Annotated in this window: 17 protein-coding genes and 1 other RNA gene; 1 reads left to right on the forward strand and 17 read right to left on the reverse strand. The window is 72.9% G+C overall.

Translation table 11 applies throughout. The features are described 5' to 3' along the window. Positions 1 to 27: 27 nt before the first annotated feature. The 7 genes from ACNHYB_RS06000 to ACNHYB_RS06030 all read right to left on the reverse strand — a co-directional run bounded on the left by ACNHYB_RS06000 (position 28) and on the right by ACNHYB_RS06030 (position 6,780). Positions 28 to 345 (reverse strand): DUF3039 domain-containing protein, encoded by a 318-nt coding sequence (locus tag ACNHYB_RS06000; protein WP_418277495.1) that lies wholly within the window; start codon positions 343 to 345, stop codon positions 28 to 30. Between the two features lie 93 nt (positions 346 to 438). Beyond that, positions 439 to 1,221, reverse strand: coding sequence for a glucosamine-6-phosphate deaminase (gene nagB, locus ACNHYB_RS06005; RefSeq protein ID WP_418277496.1), 783 nt, complete (start codon positions 1,219 to 1,221; stop codon positions 439 to 441). A gap of 61 nt (positions 1,222 to 1,282) precedes the next feature. Next, positions 1,283 to 2,275, reverse strand: coding sequence for an ROK family protein (locus tag ACNHYB_RS06010; protein WP_418277497.1), 993 nt, complete (start codon positions 2,273 to 2,275; stop codon positions 1,283 to 1,285). Position 2,276: 1 nt separating this feature from the next. Then, the gene (locus tag ACNHYB_RS06015) at positions 2,277 to 3,038 is read right to left on the reverse strand and encodes a carbohydrate ABC transporter permease (RefSeq protein WP_418277498.1); all 762 of its coding nucleotides are present in this window, start codon (positions 3,036 to 3,038) and stop codon (positions 2,277 to 2,279) included. Between the two features lie 157 nt (positions 3,039 to 3,195). Continuing rightward, positions 3,196 to 4,149: a carbohydrate ABC transporter permease gene (locus ACNHYB_RS06020; RefSeq protein WP_418277499.1), complete on the reverse strand. Its 954-nt coding sequence runs from the start codon at positions 4,147 to 4,149 to the stop codon at positions 3,196 to 3,198. A 98-nt stretch (positions 4,150 to 4,247) separates the two neighbouring features. Further along, positions 4,248 to 5,555, reverse strand: coding sequence for an extracellular solute-binding protein (locus ACNHYB_RS06025; protein WP_418277500.1), 1,308 nt, complete (start codon positions 5,553 to 5,555; stop codon positions 4,248 to 4,250). A 70-nt stretch (positions 5,556 to 5,625) separates the two neighbouring features. Next, positions 5,626 to 6,780, reverse strand: coding sequence for an ROK family protein (locus ACNHYB_RS06030; protein WP_418277501.1), 1,155 nt, complete (start codon positions 6,778 to 6,780; stop codon positions 5,626 to 5,628). 177 nt (positions 6,781 to 6,957) lie between these two features. Here ACNHYB_RS06030 and ACNHYB_RS06035 point away from each other — a divergent pair, with 177 nt between their 5' ends. Continuing rightward, complete coding sequence (locus ACNHYB_RS06035; protein WP_418277502.1) at positions 6,958 to 7,980, forward strand: DUF4349 domain-containing protein; 1,023 nt, start codon at positions 6,958 to 6,960, stop codon at positions 7,978 to 7,980. A 104-nt stretch (positions 7,981 to 8,084) separates the two neighbouring features. Here ACNHYB_RS06035 and ACNHYB_RS06040 read toward each other — a convergent pair whose 3' ends face one another. The 10 genes from ACNHYB_RS06040 to ftsE form a co-directional block, all read right to left on the reverse strand. Further along, positions 8,085 to 8,486, reverse strand: a complete 402-nt coding sequence (locus ACNHYB_RS06040; RefSeq protein ID WP_418277503.1) for a RidA family protein — start codon at positions 8,484 to 8,486, stop codon at positions 8,085 to 8,087. Between the two features lie 9 nt (positions 8,487 to 8,495). Beyond that, positions 8,496 to 9,662 (reverse strand): alanine racemase, encoded by a 1,167-nt coding sequence (locus ACNHYB_RS06045; RefSeq protein ID WP_418277505.1) that lies wholly within the window; start codon positions 9,660 to 9,662, stop codon positions 8,496 to 8,498. Then, on the reverse strand, positions 9,659 to 11,377 hold the full coding sequence (locus ACNHYB_RS06050; RefSeq protein ID WP_418277506.1) for an N-acyl-D-amino-acid deacylase family protein: 1,719 nt from the start codon (positions 11,375 to 11,377) through the stop codon (positions 9,659 to 9,661). The genes ACNHYB_RS06045 and ACNHYB_RS06050 overlap by 4 nt, the downstream gene beginning before the upstream one ends. Then, the gene (locus tag ACNHYB_RS06055; RefSeq protein WP_418277507.1) at positions 11,374 to 13,332 is read right to left on the reverse strand and encodes a family 20 glycosylhydrolase; all 1,959 of its coding nucleotides are present in this window, start codon (positions 13,330 to 13,332) and stop codon (positions 11,374 to 11,376) included. Before ACNHYB_RS06055 ends, ACNHYB_RS06050 begins: the two co-directional genes overlap by 4 nt. 144 nt (positions 13,333 to 13,476) lie before the next feature. After that, positions 13,477 to 15,231, reverse strand: coding sequence for a BCCT family transporter (locus ACNHYB_RS06060; RefSeq protein ID WP_418277508.1), 1,755 nt, complete (start codon positions 15,229 to 15,231; stop codon positions 13,477 to 13,479). A gap of 313 nt (positions 15,232 to 15,544) precedes the next feature. Next, positions 15,545 to 15,914: a transfer-messenger RNA gene (ssrA, locus tag ACNHYB_RS06065) on the reverse strand. A gap of 153 nt (positions 15,915 to 16,067) precedes the next feature. Further along, complete coding sequence (gene smpB, locus ACNHYB_RS06070; RefSeq protein WP_418277510.1) at positions 16,068 to 16,568, reverse strand: SsrA-binding protein SmpB; 501 nt, start codon at positions 16,566 to 16,568, stop codon at positions 16,068 to 16,070. Between the two features lie 109 nt (positions 16,569 to 16,677). Continuing rightward, positions 16,678 to 18,219 (reverse strand): peptidoglycan DD-metalloendopeptidase family protein, encoded by a 1,542-nt coding sequence (locus ACNHYB_RS06075; RefSeq protein ID WP_418277511.1) that lies wholly within the window; start codon positions 18,217 to 18,219, stop codon positions 16,678 to 16,680. 5 nt (positions 18,220 to 18,224) lie between these two features. Beyond that, positions 18,225 to 19,136, reverse strand: coding sequence for a permease-like cell division protein FtsX (gene ftsX / locus ACNHYB_RS06080; protein ID WP_418277512.1), 912 nt, complete (start codon positions 19,134 to 19,136; stop codon positions 18,225 to 18,227). Between the two features lie 3 nt (positions 19,137 to 19,139). After that, positions 19,140 to 20,021 carry a cell division ATP-binding protein FtsE gene (gene ftsE, locus ACNHYB_RS06085; protein ID WP_418277513.1) on the reverse strand — a complete coding sequence of 294 codons (882 nt, stop codon included), beginning with the start codon at positions 20,019 to 20,021 and terminating at the stop codon, positions 19,140 to 19,142. Positions 20,022 to 20,140 lie beyond the last annotated feature (119 nt).

Genomic DNA, 20,140 nt, shown 5'->3' on the forward strand with positions numbered 1-20,140 from the left:
ACTCCGACCCGGGCAACGGCCCCGCGCTCACTTGCCCGGGTCGCCCTGGTCGTTCCCGCCGTCCTGGGGCTCCCTCAGTCCGTCGTAGATCTCCTTGCAGATCGGGCACACGGGGAACTTCGACGGGTCACGACCGGGGACCCAGACCTTGCCGCAGAGCGCGATCACGGGCTTGCCGGACATCGCCGACTCCATGATCTTCTCCTTGCGCACGTAGTGCGCAAAACGTTCGTGGTCCCCCGGCTCGGCGGCCTGCTCGCGCGTGTCCGGACGCTCGAGGACGCTGGTGCCCGCACCGGTGTCCTTCGACGGCTCCGCGGGGGGTGTGGAGAGGGGGTCGCTCATGGCCGCCATCCTACGCACCGGCCACCGACACGCCCCGACCGGCCCACGCCGGCGCCGCGCCCGCCCCGTCACGGCGCCGGGTACCGCCCCGCCTCACAGACCCTGCCAGTCCGGCTTCGCGTCGTAGGTCTGGCGGTAGTAGGCGGCGAGCTGCAGGCGCGACGCCGCCGCCTCGTCGACCAGCACCGTGGCGTGCGGGTGCAGCTGCATCACGGTGGCCGGCCACATGGCCGAGACCGGTCCCTCGACGAGCTGGTGCACCGCCTCCGCCTTGTGCCGCCCGGTGGCCAGCAGCACCAGGTGACGAGCGTCCATGATGGTGCCCAGCCCCTGGGTCAGGCAGTGGGTGGGCACGAGGTCCACGTCGTCGCCGAAGAACCGCGCGTTGTCGATCCGCGTCTGGCGGGTCAGGGTCTTGATGCGGGTGCGCGACGCGAGCGAGGACCCGGGCTCGTTGAACGCGATGTGCCCGTCGGTGCCGATGCCGAGGATCTGCAGGTCGATCCCCCCGGCCGCGGCGATCGCGCGCTCGTAGTCGGCGCACGCGGCCGCCAGGTCCTCCGCCAGACCGTCCGGACCGCGGACCTGGTCGGCGGGCCAGTCGACCCGTTCGGCGATCTCGGTGGCGATGACGTTGCGGTAGCGCTCCGGGTGGTCGGCGGGAAGGCCCACGTACTCGTCGAGCATGAAGCCGCGCGCCTGGTCGAACGACAGCGCGTCGGCCGCGTGCCGGCGTGCCAGCTCGTCGTACACCGCGAGCGGGCTCGACCCGGTGGCGAGCCCGAGCACCGCGTCGGCGCGACGGCGCAGCAGCGCCTCCACGGCGTCGGCGGCGAGCACGGCGAGCTCCTCGGCGGGAGCGATGACGACCTCCATGAGGTCTCCTTCCGGAAGGTTCGGGCGGTCCGGGTGAGGACCGCGAGCGGGCGGGCGCCGCTCAGGCCGCGGACGCCGGGAGCGTGAACCGCCCCCGACCGACGACGGCGGCGCCCACCGCGCCGACGGACACCCGCCCCGGCGCGAGCCGCACCCGGCCGGGCAGGTCGAGCGAGCGCAGGAACGCCGAGGCCGCCGACTCGTCCTCGAGCGCACCGCGCACCGCGTCGAGCAGGGGGTCGCCGAGCTGGGCGACCCCGCCGCCGAGGACGACGTGACGCACGTCCACGCTCAGCACCAGCATGCGCACGGCACCGGCCACGGCGCGCGCGTAACGGTCGCGGGCGAGCATCGCGTCGAGGTGGCCGCGCTCGGCCGCCTCGAACAGCTCGACCGGCGCGGGACGGTCCGACGTCGTCGGCCACAGGGCGGCGACGGCCGATCCGGAGGCGTACAGCTCCAGGCAGCCACGCTGCCCGCAGGCGCACGGCGGGCCCGAGGGGTCCACGGGCACGTGACCGATCTCACCGGCGGCGCCGTGGGCGCCCCGGCGCAGCCGGCCGTCCAGCACGAGCCCGGCGGCCAGGCCCGTGCCCAGCGCGAGGAACGCGAGGTCGGCGGACCCGTGGCCCTCCTCCGCCTCGAGCAGGTGCGCCGCACCGACGGCGGCGGCGTTGAGGTCGTTCTCGATCCCGACGCCGACCCCGCCGAGCCGCGCCGAGAGCAGCTCCGCGAGTGCGAGCGGGCGACCGTCGATGCCGAGGTTGACCGCGTGCCGCACGGTGCCGGCGTCGGCGTCCACCAGGCCCGGCACGCCCACCCCGACGCCGACGACGTCGGACATCGCCACGCCGGCCTGCCGGGTGACGCCCTCGACGGCGCGCACGGCGCCGTCCAGCACGTCGGTGGGCCCGGGCCGGGTGGCGAGCCGCGCCTGGGCGACGACCTCGCCGTCCGGGGCGAGCAGGACGCCGAGGGTCTTGGTGCCACCGATGTCCAGGCCGACGGCAAGACCGGGCGGCGGCACGGGGGCCGCCGAGAGGTACTCGTCCACGTCAGCCCTTCACCGCGCCCGCGACCAGGCCGCCGGTCATCCGGCCCTGCACGAGCAGGAAGAAGATGACCACCGGGATGGCGACCAGCACGGAGCCGGCCATGAGCGCCCCGTAGTCCGTGGCCTTCGTGGCCTGCTGGAACGTGCGCAGCCACACGGGCAGCGTCATCGACTCCGGGCGGGACATGATCACCAGCGCGAGCACGAACTCGTTCCAGGCCTGGATGAAGGCGAACACGCCGGTCGAGACCAGGCCGGGGGCCAGCAGCGGGAACGTCACCTTCCAGAACGCCCGGGTGCGCGAGCAGCCGTCGATCATCGCGGCCTCCTCGAGCTCGGCGGGGACCGCCGTGACGAACCCGCGCAGCGTCCAGATGGTGAACGGCAGCACCATGGCGACGTACAGGATCGTCAGGCCCATGATCGTGTTGAGCATGTGCCAGCCGTCGATGAGCTGGAAGTACGTCAGCAGCATCGCCTCGCCGGGGATCATCTGGACGATGAGGATCGCGACGATGAACTGCTTGCGGCCACGGAACCGGTAGCGACCGATCGCCACCGACGCGACGAAGGCGATGACCAGCGCGGCGACGAGCGTCAGGAACGTGACCGTCAGCGAGGTCTGCAGCGCGGGCACGAAGTCGGCCCGCGTGTCGTCGGTGACGGCACGCACGTAGTTGTCGACCGTGAAGTCCGCACCGGGGAAGAACGTCGGGGTGACGTTGCGGATGAGGTTCGTCGGCAGGAACGACGACGACACCATCCAGTAGACGGGGAACGCCGAGCAGACGAAGACGACGACGGCGATGAGGCCGAAGCCGATGTTGGCGGCGCGTCGCGCCGGGGGACGGGGCGTCGCGCGGGACGGCGGGACGCGGCGGGCACCGCGACGGTGGCGGGCATCGTGGAGGCAGCCATGGTCAGTCGTCCTCCTTGAGGGTCTGGCGCACGTAGGAGAAGGAGATGATGAGCAGGATGAAGACCATGACCACGGCGGCCGCGGCGGCGAACCCGAAGTCACCGCTCGCGGTGCCCTTCTGGTAGATCCACACGCCGAGCGTGGAGGTCTTCTCGTACAGGCCGCCGATCCCCTGCAGGGCGTAGACCTGGGCGAACACCCGCAGGTCCCAGATCACCGACAGCACGACGAGCACCAGGATGATGCTGCGCACGAACGGCACCTGGATGAGGAAGAACCGCTGCCGGCCGTTCGCGCCGTCCAGCTGGGCCGCCTCGAGGGTGTCCACGGGCACCTGCGTCAGCCCGGCGTACATGGTGAAGGCGATGAACGGCACACCCATCCACACCACGATCAGGCCGAGCACCAGGAAGAACGACAGCGGGTCGATGAGCCAGGAGTGCCCGGTCCAGTCGTCGCCGGTGATCTTCGTCAGCAGGTAGTTCACGACGCCGGACCGGGTGTCGAACATCCAGCCCCACACCATCACCGACGACAGCGCGGGCATCGCCCAGGCGAGCAGCAGCCCGACGGTGACGAGCAGGCGCATCGCCCGACCGAGACGCATCATGAGCAGCGCGACGAGGGTGCCGAGGGCCATCGTGACGGCCACGGCCACGACCATGAACGCGAAGCTGCGGGCCAGCACGGCGTAGAACTCCGAGGAGGTCAGCACCTCGGTGTAGTTGTCGAACCCGATCCACTCGGGCGGTGCGCCGAAGGCCTGGGCGCGGCCGTACTCCTGGAACGACGTGATGATCAGTCGCAGGATCGGCCAGGCGACCAGCAGGGCGAGCACGGCGATCGCCGGGGCGAGCAGCGCGTAGGGGAAGAGGGTCGGCCGCTTGGCGCGCAGCTGCTGCGGCGGCCGGGTGGTCGCGGCGACCGCGGGAGGCGCGTCGGGGGTGGTGGTCACAGGGGTGCTCCGGGGTCGAGCTGGTGCGGACGTCGGGCAGGGGAACGGCGGTGCCGGTGGCCGGTGGGTCACCGGCACCGCCGTGCCGACCGGTCAGGTCAGCCGTTGAGGGTCTCCTCGACGGCTGCGTCGAGCTCGGCCGCCACCGTGGCGACGTCCTCGCCCTGGGCGATCTTCACGAAGGAGTCCTCCAGCACGCCCGAGGCCTCGACGTCGGCCCACGCCGGCGAGGCGGGGGTCAGCTGCGCCGCACCGGCAGCGTTGGACGCGGCCTGGCTGAAGGCGTCGTCCGCCATGAACTGGGCCTGCGAGACCTTGGCCGGGACGAGACCGTTCTCGGCGAGGATCTGCTGGTAGCCGTCCGACAGGATGATCTCCAGCGCGCTCTTGGCCAGCTCCGGGTTCGGGGCGTTGGTCGGGATGGCGACGTTCGAACCGCCGGCGAGCACGGGGGCGTACTCGCCCTCGGTCATGCCGGGCAGGGCGAAGGCCTGCAGCTTGTCCTCGGCACCGTAGGTCGAGGCGCAGCCGGGGGCCTCGGCATCCTCGGGCGCCGCGATGGACCAGCGGACCCAGTTCGGCGCGGTGAGGTAGGCGACCTCGCCGGCGCAGAACGGCACCTGCGGGTCGGTCTCGTCGGAGTCGGCCGGAGCGTGGTTCGCGTTGAGCATGACGTCCTGGAGCTGCTCCAGGCCGGTGATCGCCTCGGGCTCCGAGAAGCCACCGGTCCAGGTGCCGGCGTCGTCGACGGTGGCGATGTTGCCGCCGTTGACCCACACGAAGGCCATGCCGTTGCGCCAGTCCTTGCCCGGCGTGTACAGGCCGGAGACGTCGTCGCTGGCGAGGGACTCGATGTTCGCCAGGTAGTCGTCCCACGTGGTCGGCGCGGGGGTGTCGCCGGTGACGTCGGTCGAGTAGATGCCGATGCGGGCACCGGAGTAGTACGGCGCGGCGTAGAACTTGCCCTCGTACGAGCCGGACTCCACGAAGCCGGGCAGCAGGTCGTCGCCACCGAGCGCGTCGTAGTCGTCGGTCAGATCCATGAAGGCGCCGGCCGAGGTGAAGGCCGGGGCCTGCGTGTTGCCGATCTCGACGAGGTCGGGGCTGTCCGAGCCGGACAGCGCGGTCGTGTACTTGTCGACCAGCCCGGTCCAGGACTGCTCCTCGATGGTGAGCGTGGAGCCCTCGTTCTCGGACTCGAACGTGGTCTTGAGGTAGTCGCGCGCCTCGTCCGGGGTGTCGCTGCCGACGAGCCAGACGCGGATGTCGCCCGACGCCATCTCGCCGGACTCGCCGGCCTGGGCGTCGTCGGCCGGCGCGTCGGTGTCGGACGAGCAGGCGGTGAGCGCGAGCGCCAGGGTGACGGTCGACACCGCGGTGGCGGCGACCAGACGGTTCCTCTTCACTGGGGATTTCCTCTCACTGGGGTGGGTGGCAGGTCTGCCGACCACCGGGGGTTGGGGTGGACGTGGAAGGTCAGGAGACGCCGAGCTGGGCGCCCAGGACGAGCACGGCGGCGCCGGCGAGGACGACGTCGTCGTCGAGCGCGGCCATCCGGACGTCGAGGTCGGCCGCGATGACCGGCATCGTGCGAGCGGTGAGCGTGCGGTGGACGGCGTCGCGCAGCGCTCCGCCGAGGAGCTCGGGCGGGCCGGCGAGCAGCACCTCGCTGAGGTTGAGCGCGCCGACCACGGGCGCGAGCGCCGTGCCGAGGGTGCGTCCGACGTCCGCGAGGACGGCGTCGGCCGCCGGGGCGTCGAGCCCTTCGACGGCGCGGCGCAGGGCGGGTGCGGACAGGATCGTCTCGAGGCAGCCGGTGCGTCCGCAGGCGCAGGTCTGGCCGCCCTCGTCGACGACGGTGACGTGCCCGAGCTCGCCGGCGGCGTCGCGGGCGCCGTGGACGCGGGCGCCGTCGACCATGACGCCGGCGCCGACGCCCTTGCCGACGGTGAGCACGAGGGTGGAGCCGCTGGCGCCGCCGTAGGTGTACTCGGCCAGGGCGGCCGAGTTCGCGTCGTTGGCGACGTGCACGGGCAGCCCGAGCCGCTCGGTGAGCACGGCGGCCAGCGGCAGGTCGGCCCACTCGACGTTGGGCGCCTCGACGATGCGACCGGCGGGGTCGACGACGCCCGGGGAGCCGACGCCCACACCGATCACGGGGCGGGACGCGTTGGCGACGAGGAGCCGTGCGAAGCGGGTGATGAGGTCGACGAGGTCGTCGCCGCGTCGGCCCTCCGCCTCGAGCGAGCGACGCTCGACCGCCTCACCGGTCAGCGTGAGCACGGCACCGCGCAGGACGGTGTCGTCGGAGAGGTCGAGCGCGACGATCTGGTAGGCGTCCGTCCGCATGCCGACGAGGATCGCCGGCTTGCCCACGCGACGGCCGGGCTGGGTGCCCAGCTCCTCGACGAGGTCCTCGGCGAGCAGGACGCCGACGAGGTCGGAGATGGTGACCCGGGTCAGCCCGGTGGACCGGGCGAGGTCCGCGCGGGACGTGGGTCCGGCGTGGAAGAGGTGCTGGAGCACCAGGGAGCGGTTGTGCGCCCGGGCGTGCTCCGGGAGCACCTTGGAGGTGGCACGCAGTCCGCTGCCCAGCCCTCGGCGGCTGGTTCGCGTCGTCGTCGTGGTCATGTTTGTTAGTAGAGCGTCCTTACAGATTCCTTGTCTATCGTCCGGAGTCCTTCGTTATTCGATCGTTACTGTTCGTGACCGAACTCACAGCCCCCAGATCACGGTCTCGGCACGGTCGCATCACGATCGCGCGAGACGTGCTGCGTCCTGGCAGGTCAGGGCCCTATCGTCGTGCCCATGACCCTCCTGGTGCCCCGCCGAGCGGCAGCCGCTGCGACCGCCCTGCTCCTCACGCTCGGTCTCGCCGCCTGCTCCGGGAGCGGGGACGAATCGGCGTCCGACGCCGACGCCACGGGCGCCATGACCTCCGAGATCGCTCCCGACGCCGCCTACGACGGGTCCGGCGAGACGGAGTCCGGGGACGTCGCCGCCGAGGCCGCCAGCGCCGCCGACGCGACGTCCGTCGTCGACCGCGAGATCGTCGTCACCGGCTCGATGGACCTCGTCGCCGAGGACCCGGCCGCCACGGCCGAGGAGATCTCCCGCATGGTCGAGCAGGCCGGCGGACGCATCGACGGCCTCACCGAGTCCCCCGGGACGGACGGCGAGCCGGGCGACGCCTCGCTGACCGTCCGCATCCCGGCCGACCGCACCACCAGCGCCGTCGAGGCCATGTCCGACGTCGCCACCGTCCGCCACGTCGAGATCGCCAAGGACGACGTCACCAGCCAGGGGCAGAACCTCGACGCCCGGATCTCCGCGCTGACGACGTCCACCGACCGCCTCACCGAGCTCCTCGCCTCGGCCGGGTCCACCGCCGACCTCCTCGAGGTCGAGCGCGAGCTCGCCACCCGCCAGGCGGAGCTGGACGCCCTGAGCGCCCAGCGCGACGCGCTCTCCGACCAGGTCGCCATGTCGACGATCTGGATCTCCATCACGGCGGACACCGCCCCGGTCACGGCGCCTCGCAGCGGCTTCGTCGACGGCCTGGCCACCGGCTGGAGCGCGCTGAGCGCCACGGTGCAGACCATCGTGCTCGTGCTCGGCGTCCTGCTCCCCTGGCTCGCGCTGGCCGCGGTCGTGCTGCTCGTCGTGCGCGTCGTGCGGCGTCGCCGCAGCGACGCACCGCCGACGAGCGGCAGCGCCGGTCCCCACGGCGCCGGACCCCACGACGACGGCCCGGCCGACGACGGCACCGGCTCCGGTGACGACGCCCCCGCCGCGGACCACGAGCGCGAGCCCGCGCTGGTCCGTCGCTGAGCGACCCCGACCCGGCAGGCCCCGCGGGCGAACCACGTCAGGTCGCCTCGGGCCGGGCCGGGTCAGGTCACGTCAGGCCGGGCCGGGCCGGGCCGGTCACCCGGTCACTGCACGACGGCGAAGGCGTCGATCTCCACCAGCATCTCCGGGCGGGGCAGCCCCGCCATCACCGTCGTGCGGCTCGGCAGCACCCCGGACGGGCAGTGCTCGGTGACGAACGCCCCGTACGCCTCGTTCATCGCCGCGAAGTCGTCGCGCGTGGTGAGGTAGACGCGCAGCATGACGACGTCGTCGAACGTCGCTCCGCCCGCCTCGACGACGGCACGCACGTTCTCCAGCGTGCGGGTCGTCTGCGCGGCGACGTCACCCGCGTGCAGGTACTCCCCCGACGCCGGGTCGACTGGCCCCTGCCCGGAGACCTGCAGGAACGGGCCCGACCGCACCCCCTGGTGGAACGTGTGGGCGGGCGCGGGTGCGTCCGGCGTGCTGATCGGAGTCTTGGCCATGGGTTCTCCTCAGAGATCGAAGGACAGCTCCTCGACGACGTCGTCGCCGTCGGTGAGCAGCCCGGTGCGGTGCTTGTCCAGGGTCGTGCAGGGGTGCGAGATGCCGAAGGCGACCACGTCCCCCACCGTCAGGTCACGGGTCCCCGGCCCGGACAGGTAGGCGTGCTGGTCGTTGAGCGCCGTGACCTGCGCGTCGACCTCCCGCGCGGCGCCGAGACGCCCGTCGCGGTCCGTCGTTCGCGCCCGCAGCGGGACGGGCAGGTCGATGTCGAAGGACACGTCGCGCCGGCCCATCCCGCAGATCGCCATGCCGGGCTCGGGCACGGAGAGCACCGAGGCCCACACGGTGATCGCCGGGCGCAGGGCGGCGGTCCCGAGCCTCGTCCACGGGTCGGCACGCCGGTAGTGGCCGTGGTCGTGGGTGACGTACGCGCCCGAGCGCAGCACGACCCGCGCTCCGTCCGACCGCGTCAGCTCGCCGAGCACGACGTCCGCACACGCGCTGCCGCCCGCCGAGAGCACGACCGGACCGTCGACGAGGTCGGCGACCTGGGCGCCCGCCGCGCGCAGGTCTCCGCACCAGGTCCGGACCGCCGCGAGGTCCTCCGCGCTCGTACCCGCAGCGACGGGTCCCTCGTAGCCCGCGACACCGACCACGCGCAGGCCGGCCCGGGCCGCCACCGCGGCCAGGTCCACGACCTCGGACCGGGTGCGCAGCCCTGTCCGGCCGCCGGGGACGCCCAGCTCGACCAGCACACCGAGGGCGTCCGGCCGTGCCGCGCCGCGCACGCCCTCGGCCAGGGTCTCCACGCCGCGGACCGAGTCGACGTACACCCACGCCTCGTCGAGCCCCTCCGCGTCGAGCCCCTCCGCGTCGAGCGCGGCGCGCAACCAGGCGACGTCGCGCGGGTCGACGAGCTCGTTGGCGAGCAGGGCGCGCCGCACACCCCAGGACCGGACCGTGCGGAGCTGGCCGGGGGTCGCCACGGTGGCGCCCCAGGCGCCCGCGGCGGACTGGCGTGCCCAGATCGACCGGGACATGTGGGTCTTGACGTGCGGGGCGTGCTCGGCACCGGCCGCGGACACCGCGGCCGCCACCGTCGCGACGTTGTGCTCCAGGGCCTCGCGGTCCACCGTGAGCAGCGGCCAGGAGCGGCCCGGGTCGTCGATCCTCATCGTCGTCCTTCCGTGGCGGTTCGGCCTTCCGCGGCGGGCAGGCCCTCCGCGGTGCTGAGCCCTGCCGTGGCGCGGTGTCCTGCCGTGGCGCGGGGCCGGCGCCGTGCGCGCAGCGGGCCGCCCGGGGTGGCCCCGGTCAGGTCGCCGTCCGCGAGCACGGCGGTTCCCGCGACCAGCACGTCGTCGATCCCGGTGGCAGGCGTGCGCGGCGCGTCGTAGGTGGCCAGGTCCCTCACCGTCGCCGGGTCCACGAGGACGACGTCCGCGGCGGCGCCCGGCGACAGGTGCCCGCGGTCCGGCAGGCCGAAGCGCGCCGCCGCACGCGCCGAGAGGTGCTGGACGGCGTCGTGCCACGTCCAGTCCCCCGTGGCGACGACGTGCTCGGCCAGGTAGCGCGCGAACGTGCCCCATCCGCGCGGGTGCGGCCGTCCGCCGCCGGCGAGCGGCTGGTAGATCGCGTCCGAACCGGCCAGGTGCGCCGGGTGGTTCGCCAGCGACCGCACGGACGCGGCGCTGTTCGTCGGGGGCTGGGCGAAGACGCAGCCGGCCCGCAAGCGGGTCTCCACCAGGATCCGCAGAGCGGCGTCGGCGGGTCGCAGGCCCCACCGCGCGGCCACGTCCGTCAGCCTCGACCCGGCGACCCCGTCAGCGCCATCGGCCCCACCGGCACCGGCACCGGCACCGGCGACGCCGTCGAGGCCCGGCGCCCACGCCAGGGTGACGCGCGGCCACAGGTCGTCCAGACCGTCGAGGTGCGCGCGCACGCGGGCCGCCGTGGGCGGGTCGGCGAGCGCCGCGAGCGCCGCGTCGGGGTCGGCGAGCGGCAGCCACGAGGGCAGGGCCACCATCGCGAGGATCGAGCAGCCCCGCAGGTACGGGTAGGAGTCGAAGGTGACGTCGTGCCCGGCGGCGCGGGCGTCGTCGAGCAACCGGACCAGGTCGTCGGCCGGGCCGTGCAGGTGCGAGACGTGGGTCGCCGCCCCGGACGCCGCGGCGATCGCCAGGAGCTCGGCGAACGCCGGTCCGGCGGCCGCCTCGTACCCCCGCATGTGGGACACGTGCGGCAGGCCCCGGGAGGCGGCCCCCCGGGCGAGCGCGACCAGCTCGTCCGCCTCCGCCCAGGCGGCGGGCACGTACTCCAGGCCGGTCGACAGGCCGACCGCGCCGTCGTCGAAGGCTTGCGTGGCGAGCCGCACCATCTCCTCGACCTCGGCGGGTGTTGCGGCCCGTTGCGCGGTGCCCATGACGGTGCAGCGCAGCGTGGCGTGCGGCACGAGGGTCGCCACCCCGATCGGCGTGGTGCCGTCGTAGGTGGCGAGCAGGTCGCCGACGCTGCCGCCGGCGAAGCCCGGGTGCGCGCCGTCGATCGCGGCGAAGTAGCCGGCGGCCCACGCCGCGGACCGTGCGTCGGACGGTGCCGCGCCGATGCCGTCCGCGCCCACGACGATGCCCGTGACGCCCTGGCGCAGCAGCGCGTGCTGGACGTGCTCGTCGAACACGGCGGCACCACCGTGCACGTGGGCGTCGAGGAATCCGGGCAGTGCCAGGCGGCCGCCGGCGTCGAGGGTGCGGCCGTGGCCCGGACGGGACCCGGCGGGCAGGACCTCCACGACGCGTCCTGCGCCGAGGTGCAGGTCGACCGGGCCCGTGGTGGTCCCGTCCGGTCGGGCGAGCACGGCGCCGTGCACGACGTCGACACCCCGGACGCCGGTCACGTGCCGTCTCCCGCGGGCTCGGCACCGTCGCGACCTTCGACCCAGCCGCCCACGCCCGTCCAGCCGCCCGCGGCGGTCTCGGCAGCGAGGTCGCGGGGGTGGCCGGCCACGCCGGGACGCCGCTGCCAGGGGTGCGGGCCGTCCAGTGGCCGGTACTCGACGCCGTAGGCGTCCAGGCGCGGCAGGTGGTGCTGCTCGAGGCGCTCCAGGAACTCCTGCGTGCCGGCCCGGCGCGTGCCGTCCGGGCCGCGCCCCGTCCCCCAGACCGCCTCGGCGAAGGCCGCGAGGCGCGGATAGGTGGCGTAGTCGACGCGGCGCACCGAGTCGAGGTGCTCGGTCCACACCTGCGCCTGCCCGCCGAGCACGCGTCCTGCTGCCGCGGCGACGTCGGGCCGTGCCGCACGGAAGGCCGCCGGCAGCGGTTCGAACCCGTGCACGTCGGCCACGGTGCGCAGGAACCCCACGGGGATCGGCTCGTCCGGTCCGTCCCCGGCGCGGTGATCGAGGTACGTGTGCTGCTCGGGCGCCATGACGACGTCGTGGCCCGCCGCCAGGGCGTCCGCGGCGACGGCGTGCCCCCGCCAGCACAGCACCACGGCGTCGCGCGGCAGGTCGGGACCGAACGCCTCGTCCCACACGACGGCGCGACGGCCGCGGGTGCGCAGGTGGTCGGCCAGCCGGGCCAGGAACCATCCGTGCAGCCGCGCCACGTCCCCGACGCCGTCGTCGTCGAGGTGGCCGAGCGCTGCGGCCCGGGCGACGACGTCGGGTCGCTCGCGCCACGCCGTCGTCGGCACCTCGTCGCCGCCGAGGGCGACGAAGGGCGCGTCGAAGACGTCGCAGACCTCGTCGAGCACGTCGCGGAACAGCTCCAGCGAGCGCTCCGAGGGGTCCAGGACGTCGGCAGAGATGCCCCAGGTGGTGCTCACCTCGTGCTCGCCGTCGCGGGCGGCGAGCTCCGGGAAGGCTGCGAGCGCGGCCTGCACGTGCCCCGGCACGTCGATCTCGGGCACCACGACGACGCCGCGCTCCCGGGCGAACGCGACGATCTCGCGCAGGTCGTCCTGGGTGTAGGACCCGCCGTGCGGGCGTCCGTCGCCGACACCCGTGCGCCAGGTGCCCACCGTCGACTCGCGCCGCCAGGACCCCACGGCGGTCAGGCGCGGATGCCGGTGCGACGTGAACCGCCAGCCCTGGTCGTCGGTGAGGTGCAGCTGGAGGACGTTGAGGTGGTGCGCGGCCGCCAGGTCGACGAAGCGCAGCACGTCGGCCTTGGGCAGGAAGTGCCGGGCGACGTCGAGCAGGACGCCCCGCCACGGGTGCGCGGGCGCGTCGTGCAGGTTCAGGGTGGGCAGGGTCAGGGTGGGTGCGGTCGGCGGGCTCGGTTCCGGCACAGTCGGATTCGGCGGGCTCGGTTCCGGCGCGGTCTGCCGGTCCGCGGACGGCGCAGGCCGGGCGGGCTGGACGGGAGCGCGCCGGAAGGCCCGCGGCCCGGCGAGCTGGCGCAGCGTCTGCACGGCGGCGTGCGCGCCGTCGAGGTCGGCGGCGCACACCCGGACGACGGCGGCGCTCGCACCGATGTCGAGCGTGTAGCCGCCCGCAGGAAGGGTGTCGTCGACGTCGAGGACGACTCGCGACACCGGCGCCGGCTCGCCGGGGCTTCCCTCGTGCCCGACCTGCGCGGCGACGTCGGACGGGGCCGTCGCCGCGACGTCGGGCGCACCGGGGACGATGTCGATGCCGAAGGCGTCCTCGGTGACACGACGCCACCAGCGCGCCGCGACCCGCAGGTCGGGATGGGCGTCGAGACGGACGCCGTCGCTGAGCACGACGGTGCGGTCGCCGATGCTGCCGCCGGAGCCGCCGGAGGAACCGTCACCGGCGCGGACCGGGGCCGGCACCGTCGTCACCGGCACCGTCGTCACCGGCACCGTCGTCACCGGCACCGTCGTCACCGGCCGCGACCCCGTCGGCGAACCGGTCGGCGACCCTGCCGACATCCCGGTCGCGGTCCGGTCGGCGGGAGCTGGGGCCCCAGGGAGCGGTGTGTCGTCGAGCACACCGTCACCCTAGCGGCATTACGCAGCATCCCTCACAATTCAGCTCCGACCTGGATCGCCCGTCTCCTCCGACTCGTCGGCGCCGTCCCCGGACCCCGACGCGGGCACGGATGCCTGCTCCGGCGACGACTCACGCCCCCGGGACCGGCCCTGGCCCGCGACCTTCGGCCGCCCGCGGCCGTGCTCGGCCTTGGCCAGCACCCCGGCAAACTGCGCCTCGACGGCGGCCTGCCGCTCACCGTGCAGCGCCTTGAGGAGGGTGAACATCATGATGAAGACCAGGACGAAGATCGGCAGCCCGATGACGGTGATCACCTGCTGCAGGGCGCCGATGCCGTCCGCGTTCGTCAACCCGCCGAGGATGATCAGCGACGCGGCCAGAGCACCCTCGCTCACGCCCCAGAAGACGCGCTGCCGGGTGGGCCCGGCGTCCGACGTGCCCACGCAGAGCATGTCCACCACCAGCGACGCCGAGTCCGACGACGTGGCGAAGAACAACGCCACCACGACCACCGCGATCCCGGAGACGAGGGTCGCGGCCGGGAACTGCTCGAAGAAGGTGAACATCGCCAGGGCGACGTCCTCCGACACCGCCTCGGAGATCACCCCGCCGGACCCTCCGATGCCGTCGAGCTCCATCGCCGACCACCCGAAGACCACGAACCACACCACGGTGAACAGCGTCGGGGCGAGCAGCACGCCGGCCACGAACTGCCGGATCGTGCGCCCCTTGGAGATGCGCGCCAGGAACACGCCCATGAAGGGCGCCCAGGTGACCGTCCACGCCCAGTAGAAGACCGTCCAGTCACCCTGCCAGCCCCAGCCGCCGTCCTTGGTGAAGGGCGACATCGCGTCGTTCCAGAAGGCCAGGCCCGTCAGGTCCTGCAGGTACACGCCGATGCTCTGCGGGACCTGGCGCAGCAGGAAGATCGTGTCGCCGGAGATCAGGATGAAGATCATCAGGCCGACGGCCATGAGGATGTTGATGTTCGACAGCCGCTTCACGCCCTTGTCGAGCCCCGCGACGATCGAGGTCACCGCGACGGCGGTCAGGACGGTGATGATCCCGACCTGCAGCCACATGCTGTTGTCCACCTCGGGCAGCAGGTGGTTGATGCCCGCGCCGATCTGCGAGGTGCCCAGCCCCAGCGACACCGCCAGGCCGAACAGGGTGCCCAGCACGGCGAAGATGTCGATGGTCTTGCCGATCGGCCCGTAGATCCGCTGCTTGAGGAGCGGGTAGAACACCGAGCTGACGCGCAGCGGCAGGTCGTGGCGGTAGACGAAGTAGCCGAACGCGAGGCCCGGCAGCGTGAAGATCGTCCACGTGTGCAGCCCCAGGTCGTACAGGGACACGGACATCGCGTCCTCGGCGGCCTCCGCCGAGTAGGGCTCCACGCCCGCGAACGGCGGGTTGCCGAAGTGGGAGATGGGTTCCGCCACCCCCCAGAACATCAGCACCGTGCCGATGCCACCGGCGAACAGCATCGCGAACCACGACAGGTTGCTGTACTCGGGCCGGGAGTCGTCGGGCCCCAGCCGCAGGTGCCCGTACCGGCTGAGGGCGACGTAGGCGAGAAAGACCAGCCAGATCGTCACCCCCAGGATGAAGAACCAGCCGAGGTTGGTGACCACCCATTCGCGACCGGCGCCGAACGCCTGCCCGATGGGGGTCGGGAAGATCAGCAGGACCACCAGGAACAGCACCATGAGTCCGGCCGAGACGAAGAAGATCGTCGGGTCCGTCCGCAGGCCGAGCCGCTTGGCCAGCGTGTCGAGTCTTCCTTGGGGCACGTGGATCCTCCCGCCGTCGTGCGTCGGGGGTCGCCCGCCGCGATGGTGCCCTCCACCCTGGCGACGATGACGGTGGCTGTCCACCTGAACGGGCATCTCCTGCCGATCCGGGCGGACAGCCGAGTCCGCGGCGGGGCTGTGTGGTGCGGTGCGGGGCGGGGCGGGGCAGGGCAGGGCAGGGCGGGGCGGGGCGGGGCGGGGCAGGGCGGGTCGCGCACAGGGCAGCGACCTGCGTGCGGGTCCGGACATGCGGTGTCCGGACATGCGGTGTCCGGACATGCGAGAGGCCCCGCCGTGGCGGGGCCTCTCGGGGCTGTGGAGCTGCCGGGAATCGAACCCGGGTCCGGTGGCGCTTTTCGGAGGCTTCTCCGGGCGCAGTCTGCTGTGCTTTTCTCGGCCCCCGCACTCACGCAGACAAGGTGCGGACGGGCCCAGTCACCAAGAAGTCCCCGCCGCCCCGGTGACAGGGACGACGAGCAGTGGCTCTCTAGATGACGCCGGCTACCGGGGCGAGAGCATCCCCGGGCCGACGGACTTCAGGCTCGCTCAGGCGGCGAGGGCGAAGTCGGTGCGCTTGTTGTTATCGGCACCTATAGGTTGACAGACAGTCGTTCACGAGATGAGTCTGCATCCTCGGCCCGCTTCACTCTGAAGCACGACCACCGTCGAAACCGATCAGCCCCTGTGGTGTTGTCAATCCGGTCCGGAGCAACCCAGGAAATCTGGTCCGGACCTGCCGGCGCGGACGCCGACGTCTCCCATCGTAGTGGATCAACGACGTCGGCCGCACGAGAATTCCCGCCGGTCCTCCCGAGGGTTCCCCCGGCCGGCCGACGTCAGCCGAGCAGCTCGCGGGAGCGCATGGCGCGCTGGGCCTCGCGGACGTCCTGCTTCTCGCGCAGGGTCTGGCGCTTGTCGTACTCCTTCTTGCCTCGCGCCAGCGCGATCTCCACCTTGGCGCGACCGTCGAGGAAGTACAGGCGCAGCGGCACGATCGTGTGCCCCTTCTCGCGCGACTTCACGCCCAGCCGGTCGATCTCGTCGCGGTGCAGCAGCAGCTTGCGCTTGCGCCGCGGCGCGTGGTTGTTCCACGTCCCCTGGAAGTACTCCGGGATGTGGACGTTCTCCAGCCAGGCCTCGTCGCGGTCGATCGCCACGTAGCCCTCGAGCAACGACGCCCGCCCCATCCGCAGGGCCTTGACCTCGGTCCCGGACAGGACGATGCCCGCCTCGAACACGTCCTCGATCACATAGTCGTGACGCGCCTTCTTGTTGTTCGCCACGACCTTGCGCGGGTCGTCGGCCTTCTTCTTGGCGCCCTTGGCCTTGTTGGACACAGGCTTCCTCCTCCCGGGTGCGTGGGCTCGCGACGTCCCAGGATACGCGTCCGACGACGTCGGTCCAGGCGTTTTCTCCCCGGCGTAGGCAGTGTCGGGAGGGAGGACGTCAGCCGAGCCAGCCCTTCATCGGGTCGACGGTGTCGCCGTTGACGTAGACCTCGAAGTGCAGGTGGCACGCCGTGGAGGTGCCGGTGGTCCCCGAGTACCCGATGATCTCGCCCTTGTCGACCTTCTCCCCCACGAACACCGTGTCCCGTGACAGGTGCAGGTACCGGGTCATCACGCTGTCGCCCTTGTACCGCCCGTGGTTGATGAGCACGTTGTTGCCCGGGCCGCTGCCGTAGTACGCCTTCTCGACGTAGCCGCTCTCCGCCGCGTAGACGGGGGTGCCGCAGTAGGCGCGGATGTCGGTGCCCGCGTGCAGCCTCCAGTAGTTCAGGGCCGGGTGGAAGCGCATGCCGTAGGAGCTCGTGACGTGGTGGTACGCCGTCGGCCAGCCCAGGAACGTCCCGCTGGAGCTCGACCCGCCGCCGCCCCCGCCGCCGGAGCCGCCCGAGCTGCCGGAGCCGGAGCTGCCGCCCGAACCGGAACCGCCCGAGCCGCCGCCGGACGACGATCCGCCGCCGGAGCCGCCGCCCGAGCTGGAGCCTCCGGAGCCGCCCTTGTTCGACTCGCGCTCCTTCTCCGCCGCCTCCTGCTCCGCCTTGCGTCGTTCGGCGGCCTCCGCCTCACGCTTCTTGCGCTCGGCCTCCTCGCGCTGGCGCCGCTCCTCCTCGAGCCGACGGTCCCGCTCCTCCTGCTTGACGATGAGGTCCTTGATCTCGGACTTGAGCGACTCGCGCTGGGCGTCGTTCTCCTCGAGCTCGGAGATCGTCTCGTCGCGCTGGGACGCGATCGTCGCCTTGAGCTCCTCCTGCTCGGCGATGAGCCGCTCGACCTCGGCCTTGCGCTCCGCCGCCTCCTCCTCGGCCTCCTCGGCCGCCACGACGTTCGCGTCGGCCTCCGCCTTGAGGTCGGCGATCGTGGCACGGATCGCGTCGAGCCGGGCCTGCTGGTTGCGGGCCACCGTCTCCGCCTCTTGCAGCTCCGCGACCGCACGGGACCGGCTGCGCGCCGCGGACGACGTCACTGCGACGTCCTCGAGGAACTCCTGGGTGGACTGCGCCCCCGTGACCAGCCCGAGCGTGCTGACGTCGTCGCCGCGCCGGTAGGCCTCGCGCGCCATCGCCACGACGTCGGACCGGGCCTCCTCCGTCTTGCCCTCGTCCGCCTCGATCCGCCCCGAGACCTCCTTCTCCTCCTGCTCGGCGTCGGTGAGACGGTCCGCCAGGACCGCCGCCTTGCGACGCGCCTCGGCCAGCCGCGCCTGCGCCTCGGCGAGCTCGGCCTGCGCGACGGGCAGCCGGCCCTCCACCTCGTTGAGGTCGAGCACGGCCTGCCGGAAGGCGTCGTTGGCGTCCTCCAGGTCGTGCTGGAGGTCCTCGCGCTCCGCCTCCTTCTTGCGCTGCTGGGCCTCGGCGGCGGCGCGCTGGTCGTCGAGGTCGTCGGCCAGGGCGGGCGACGACTGCGGTCCGAGGACCAGCAGCGCGACGACGACGGCGCCCACGACACGGCGCAGGCGAGAGGTTCGGGAGGCGGGGGTGGCCATGGGGATCACACTCTCGTGTACCGGTGCAGGGTGACGGCGGACGACACCCCGGCGAGGACCACTGCGACGACGAGCAGCAGCGGCGCGATGGTCAGGACGTCGGCGGTACTGACGTGGTCGACCCAGTCGACCGACGCGGCGAGCCAGTCCACCACCAGGAACTGCACCGCTGCCCACAGCCCGCCGACGGCGAGCACCGCGCCGACGAGCGCCGCGATCGCTCCCTCCAGCATGAACGGGAGCTGCACGAACAGGGTCGAGGCCCCGACGAGCCGCATGATGCCCGTCTCGCGCTGGCGCGAGACGGCGGAGAGCCGGATGGTGGTGATGATGAGCAGGGCGGCGGCGAGCAGCATGACGGCGGCCAGCCCGACCGCGACCAGGGAAGCCCGGTTGAGCGCCAGGAACAGCGGCTCGAACGCCGCTCGCTGGTCCTCCACGACCTCCACGCCGTCACGTCCGGACAGCACGTCGTCGACCACCTGGTACTGCTCGGGGTCGGCGAGCTTGAGCCGGAACGACGCCTGCATGTCGTCCTCGGTGAGCTGGGTGCCCTGGTAGCCGTCGGGGTAGCGCGCGGTGAACGCCTCGAACGCGTCCGCCTTGGACTCGAAGAACGTCGTGGCCACGATGTCGCCCAGGTCCGTCTCGATGGTGCGCTCGATCGCGGCGACCTGGTCCTCGTCGGCCTCGCCGGCCGCGCAGGTGGGGGCGGTGGAGCCGTCGGGGCACAGGAACACCGAGACCTCGACGAGGTCGTACCAGTCGCCCTTGAGCTTGGTCACCTGCATCTGCAGCAGGGCGGCGGCACCGACGAACGTCAGCGACACGAACGTCACCAGGATCACCGAGACGACCATCGTCGCGTTGCGGCGCAGGCCCTGGAGGACCTCGGCGAGGATGAACTGCAGACGCACGTCTCAGGCCTCCTCGCGCCCGGCGGCCGTGCCCGACAGCTCGAAGGGGCCCTGCTCGTCGGCCTCGTCGGCCGCGCGCTCGGCGGCCTCCTCGGCCGCGATGTCACCGGGTTCAGGCTGGACGGTGATGCGTTGGACCGGCACGCCGCGGCCGGGTGCGTCCAGGACGGGCGCCGGTCCGACGGCGGGCAGGATCTCCTCGCGTCGGCCGTACGCGGCCTCGGCCTCGTCGCGCACGATCTTGCCGGTGGAGAGCTCGACCACCCGGCGGCGCATCTCGTTGACGATCTCGTCGTCGTGGGTGGCCATGACCACGGTGGTGCCGGTGCGGTTGATGCGGTCGAGCAGGCGCATGATCCCCAGCGACGTCGTCGGGTCGAGGTTTCCGGTGGGCTCGTCCGCGAGCAGGATCTGCGGACGGTTGACGAAGGCCCGCGCGATGGCGACCCGCTGCTGCTCCCCGCCGGACAGCTCGTGCGGACGGCGCTTCTCCTTGCCGTCCAGGCCCACCCACTCGAGGACCTCGGGGACCGTGGTGCGGATCGCGTGCCGGGGGCGCCCGATGACCTGCAGGGCGAAGGCGACGTTCTCGTAGACGGTCTTGTTGGGCAGCAGGCGGAAGTCCTGGAAGACCATGCCGATCCCCCGGCGCAGCCCGGGCACGCGCCACGACGACAGGCGGGTCAGGTCGCGGCCGGCGACGTAGACGCGCCCGTCCGTGGGACGTTCCTCGCGCAGCACGAGGCGCAGGAACGTGGACTTGCCGGAGCCCGAGGCGCCGACGAGGAACACGAACTCCCCTCGTTCGACGTCGACGGAGACGTCGTCGAGCGCAGGTCTCGCGCCGCGCGCGTAGACCTTCGAGACGTTCTCGAACCGGATCACGACGTGCCCCTTTCCGGGCACGTCACCAAGGTGGGGGCGACGACCCGGATTCGAGAGTCGCACGGGGGCCCCGCACCCGGGAGGAAGGACACGCCGAGGAGCCGCGGGTCAGTCCGTTG

This window comes from Isoptericola jiangsuensis, assembly GCF_048320105.1.
Taxonomy (GTDB): Bacteria; Actinomycetota; Actinomycetes; order Actinomycetales; family Cellulomonadaceae; genus Isoptericola; species Isoptericola jiangsuensis_A.

Coding starts and splice junctions, on each gene's coding strand:
- ACNHYB_RS06030 (WP_418277501.1), bottom strand. CDS start 6,780: ATGACCACGACGACGACGCGAACCAGCCGCCGAGGGCTGGGCAGCGGA.
- ACNHYB_RS06000 (WP_418277495.1), bottom strand. CDS start 345: ATGAGCGACCCCCTCTCCACACCCCCCGCGGAGCCGTCGAAGGACACC.
- nagB (WP_418277496.1), bottom strand. CDS start 1,221: ATGGAGGTCGTCATCGCTCCCGCCGAGGAGCTCGCCGTGCTCGCCGCC.
- ACNHYB_RS06045 (WP_418277505.1), bottom strand. CDS start 9,662: ATGAGGATCGACGACCCGGGCCGCTCCTGGCCGCTGCTCACGGTGGAC.
- ACNHYB_RS06075 (WP_418277511.1), bottom strand. CDS start 18,219: ATGGCCACCCCCGCCTCCCGAACCTCTCGCCTGCGCCGTGTCGTGGGC.
- ACNHYB_RS06015 (WP_418277498.1), bottom strand. CDS start 3,038: ATGGTGTCGTCGTCGTTCCTGCCGACGAACCTCATCCGCAACGTCACC.
- ACNHYB_RS06040 (WP_418277503.1), bottom strand. CDS start 8,486: ATGGCCAAGACTCCGATCAGCACGCCGGACGCACCCGCGCCCGCCCAC.
- ACNHYB_RS06035 (WP_418277502.1), top strand. CDS start 6,958: ATGACCCTCCTGGTGCCCCGCCGAGCGGCAGCCGCTGCGACCGCCCTG.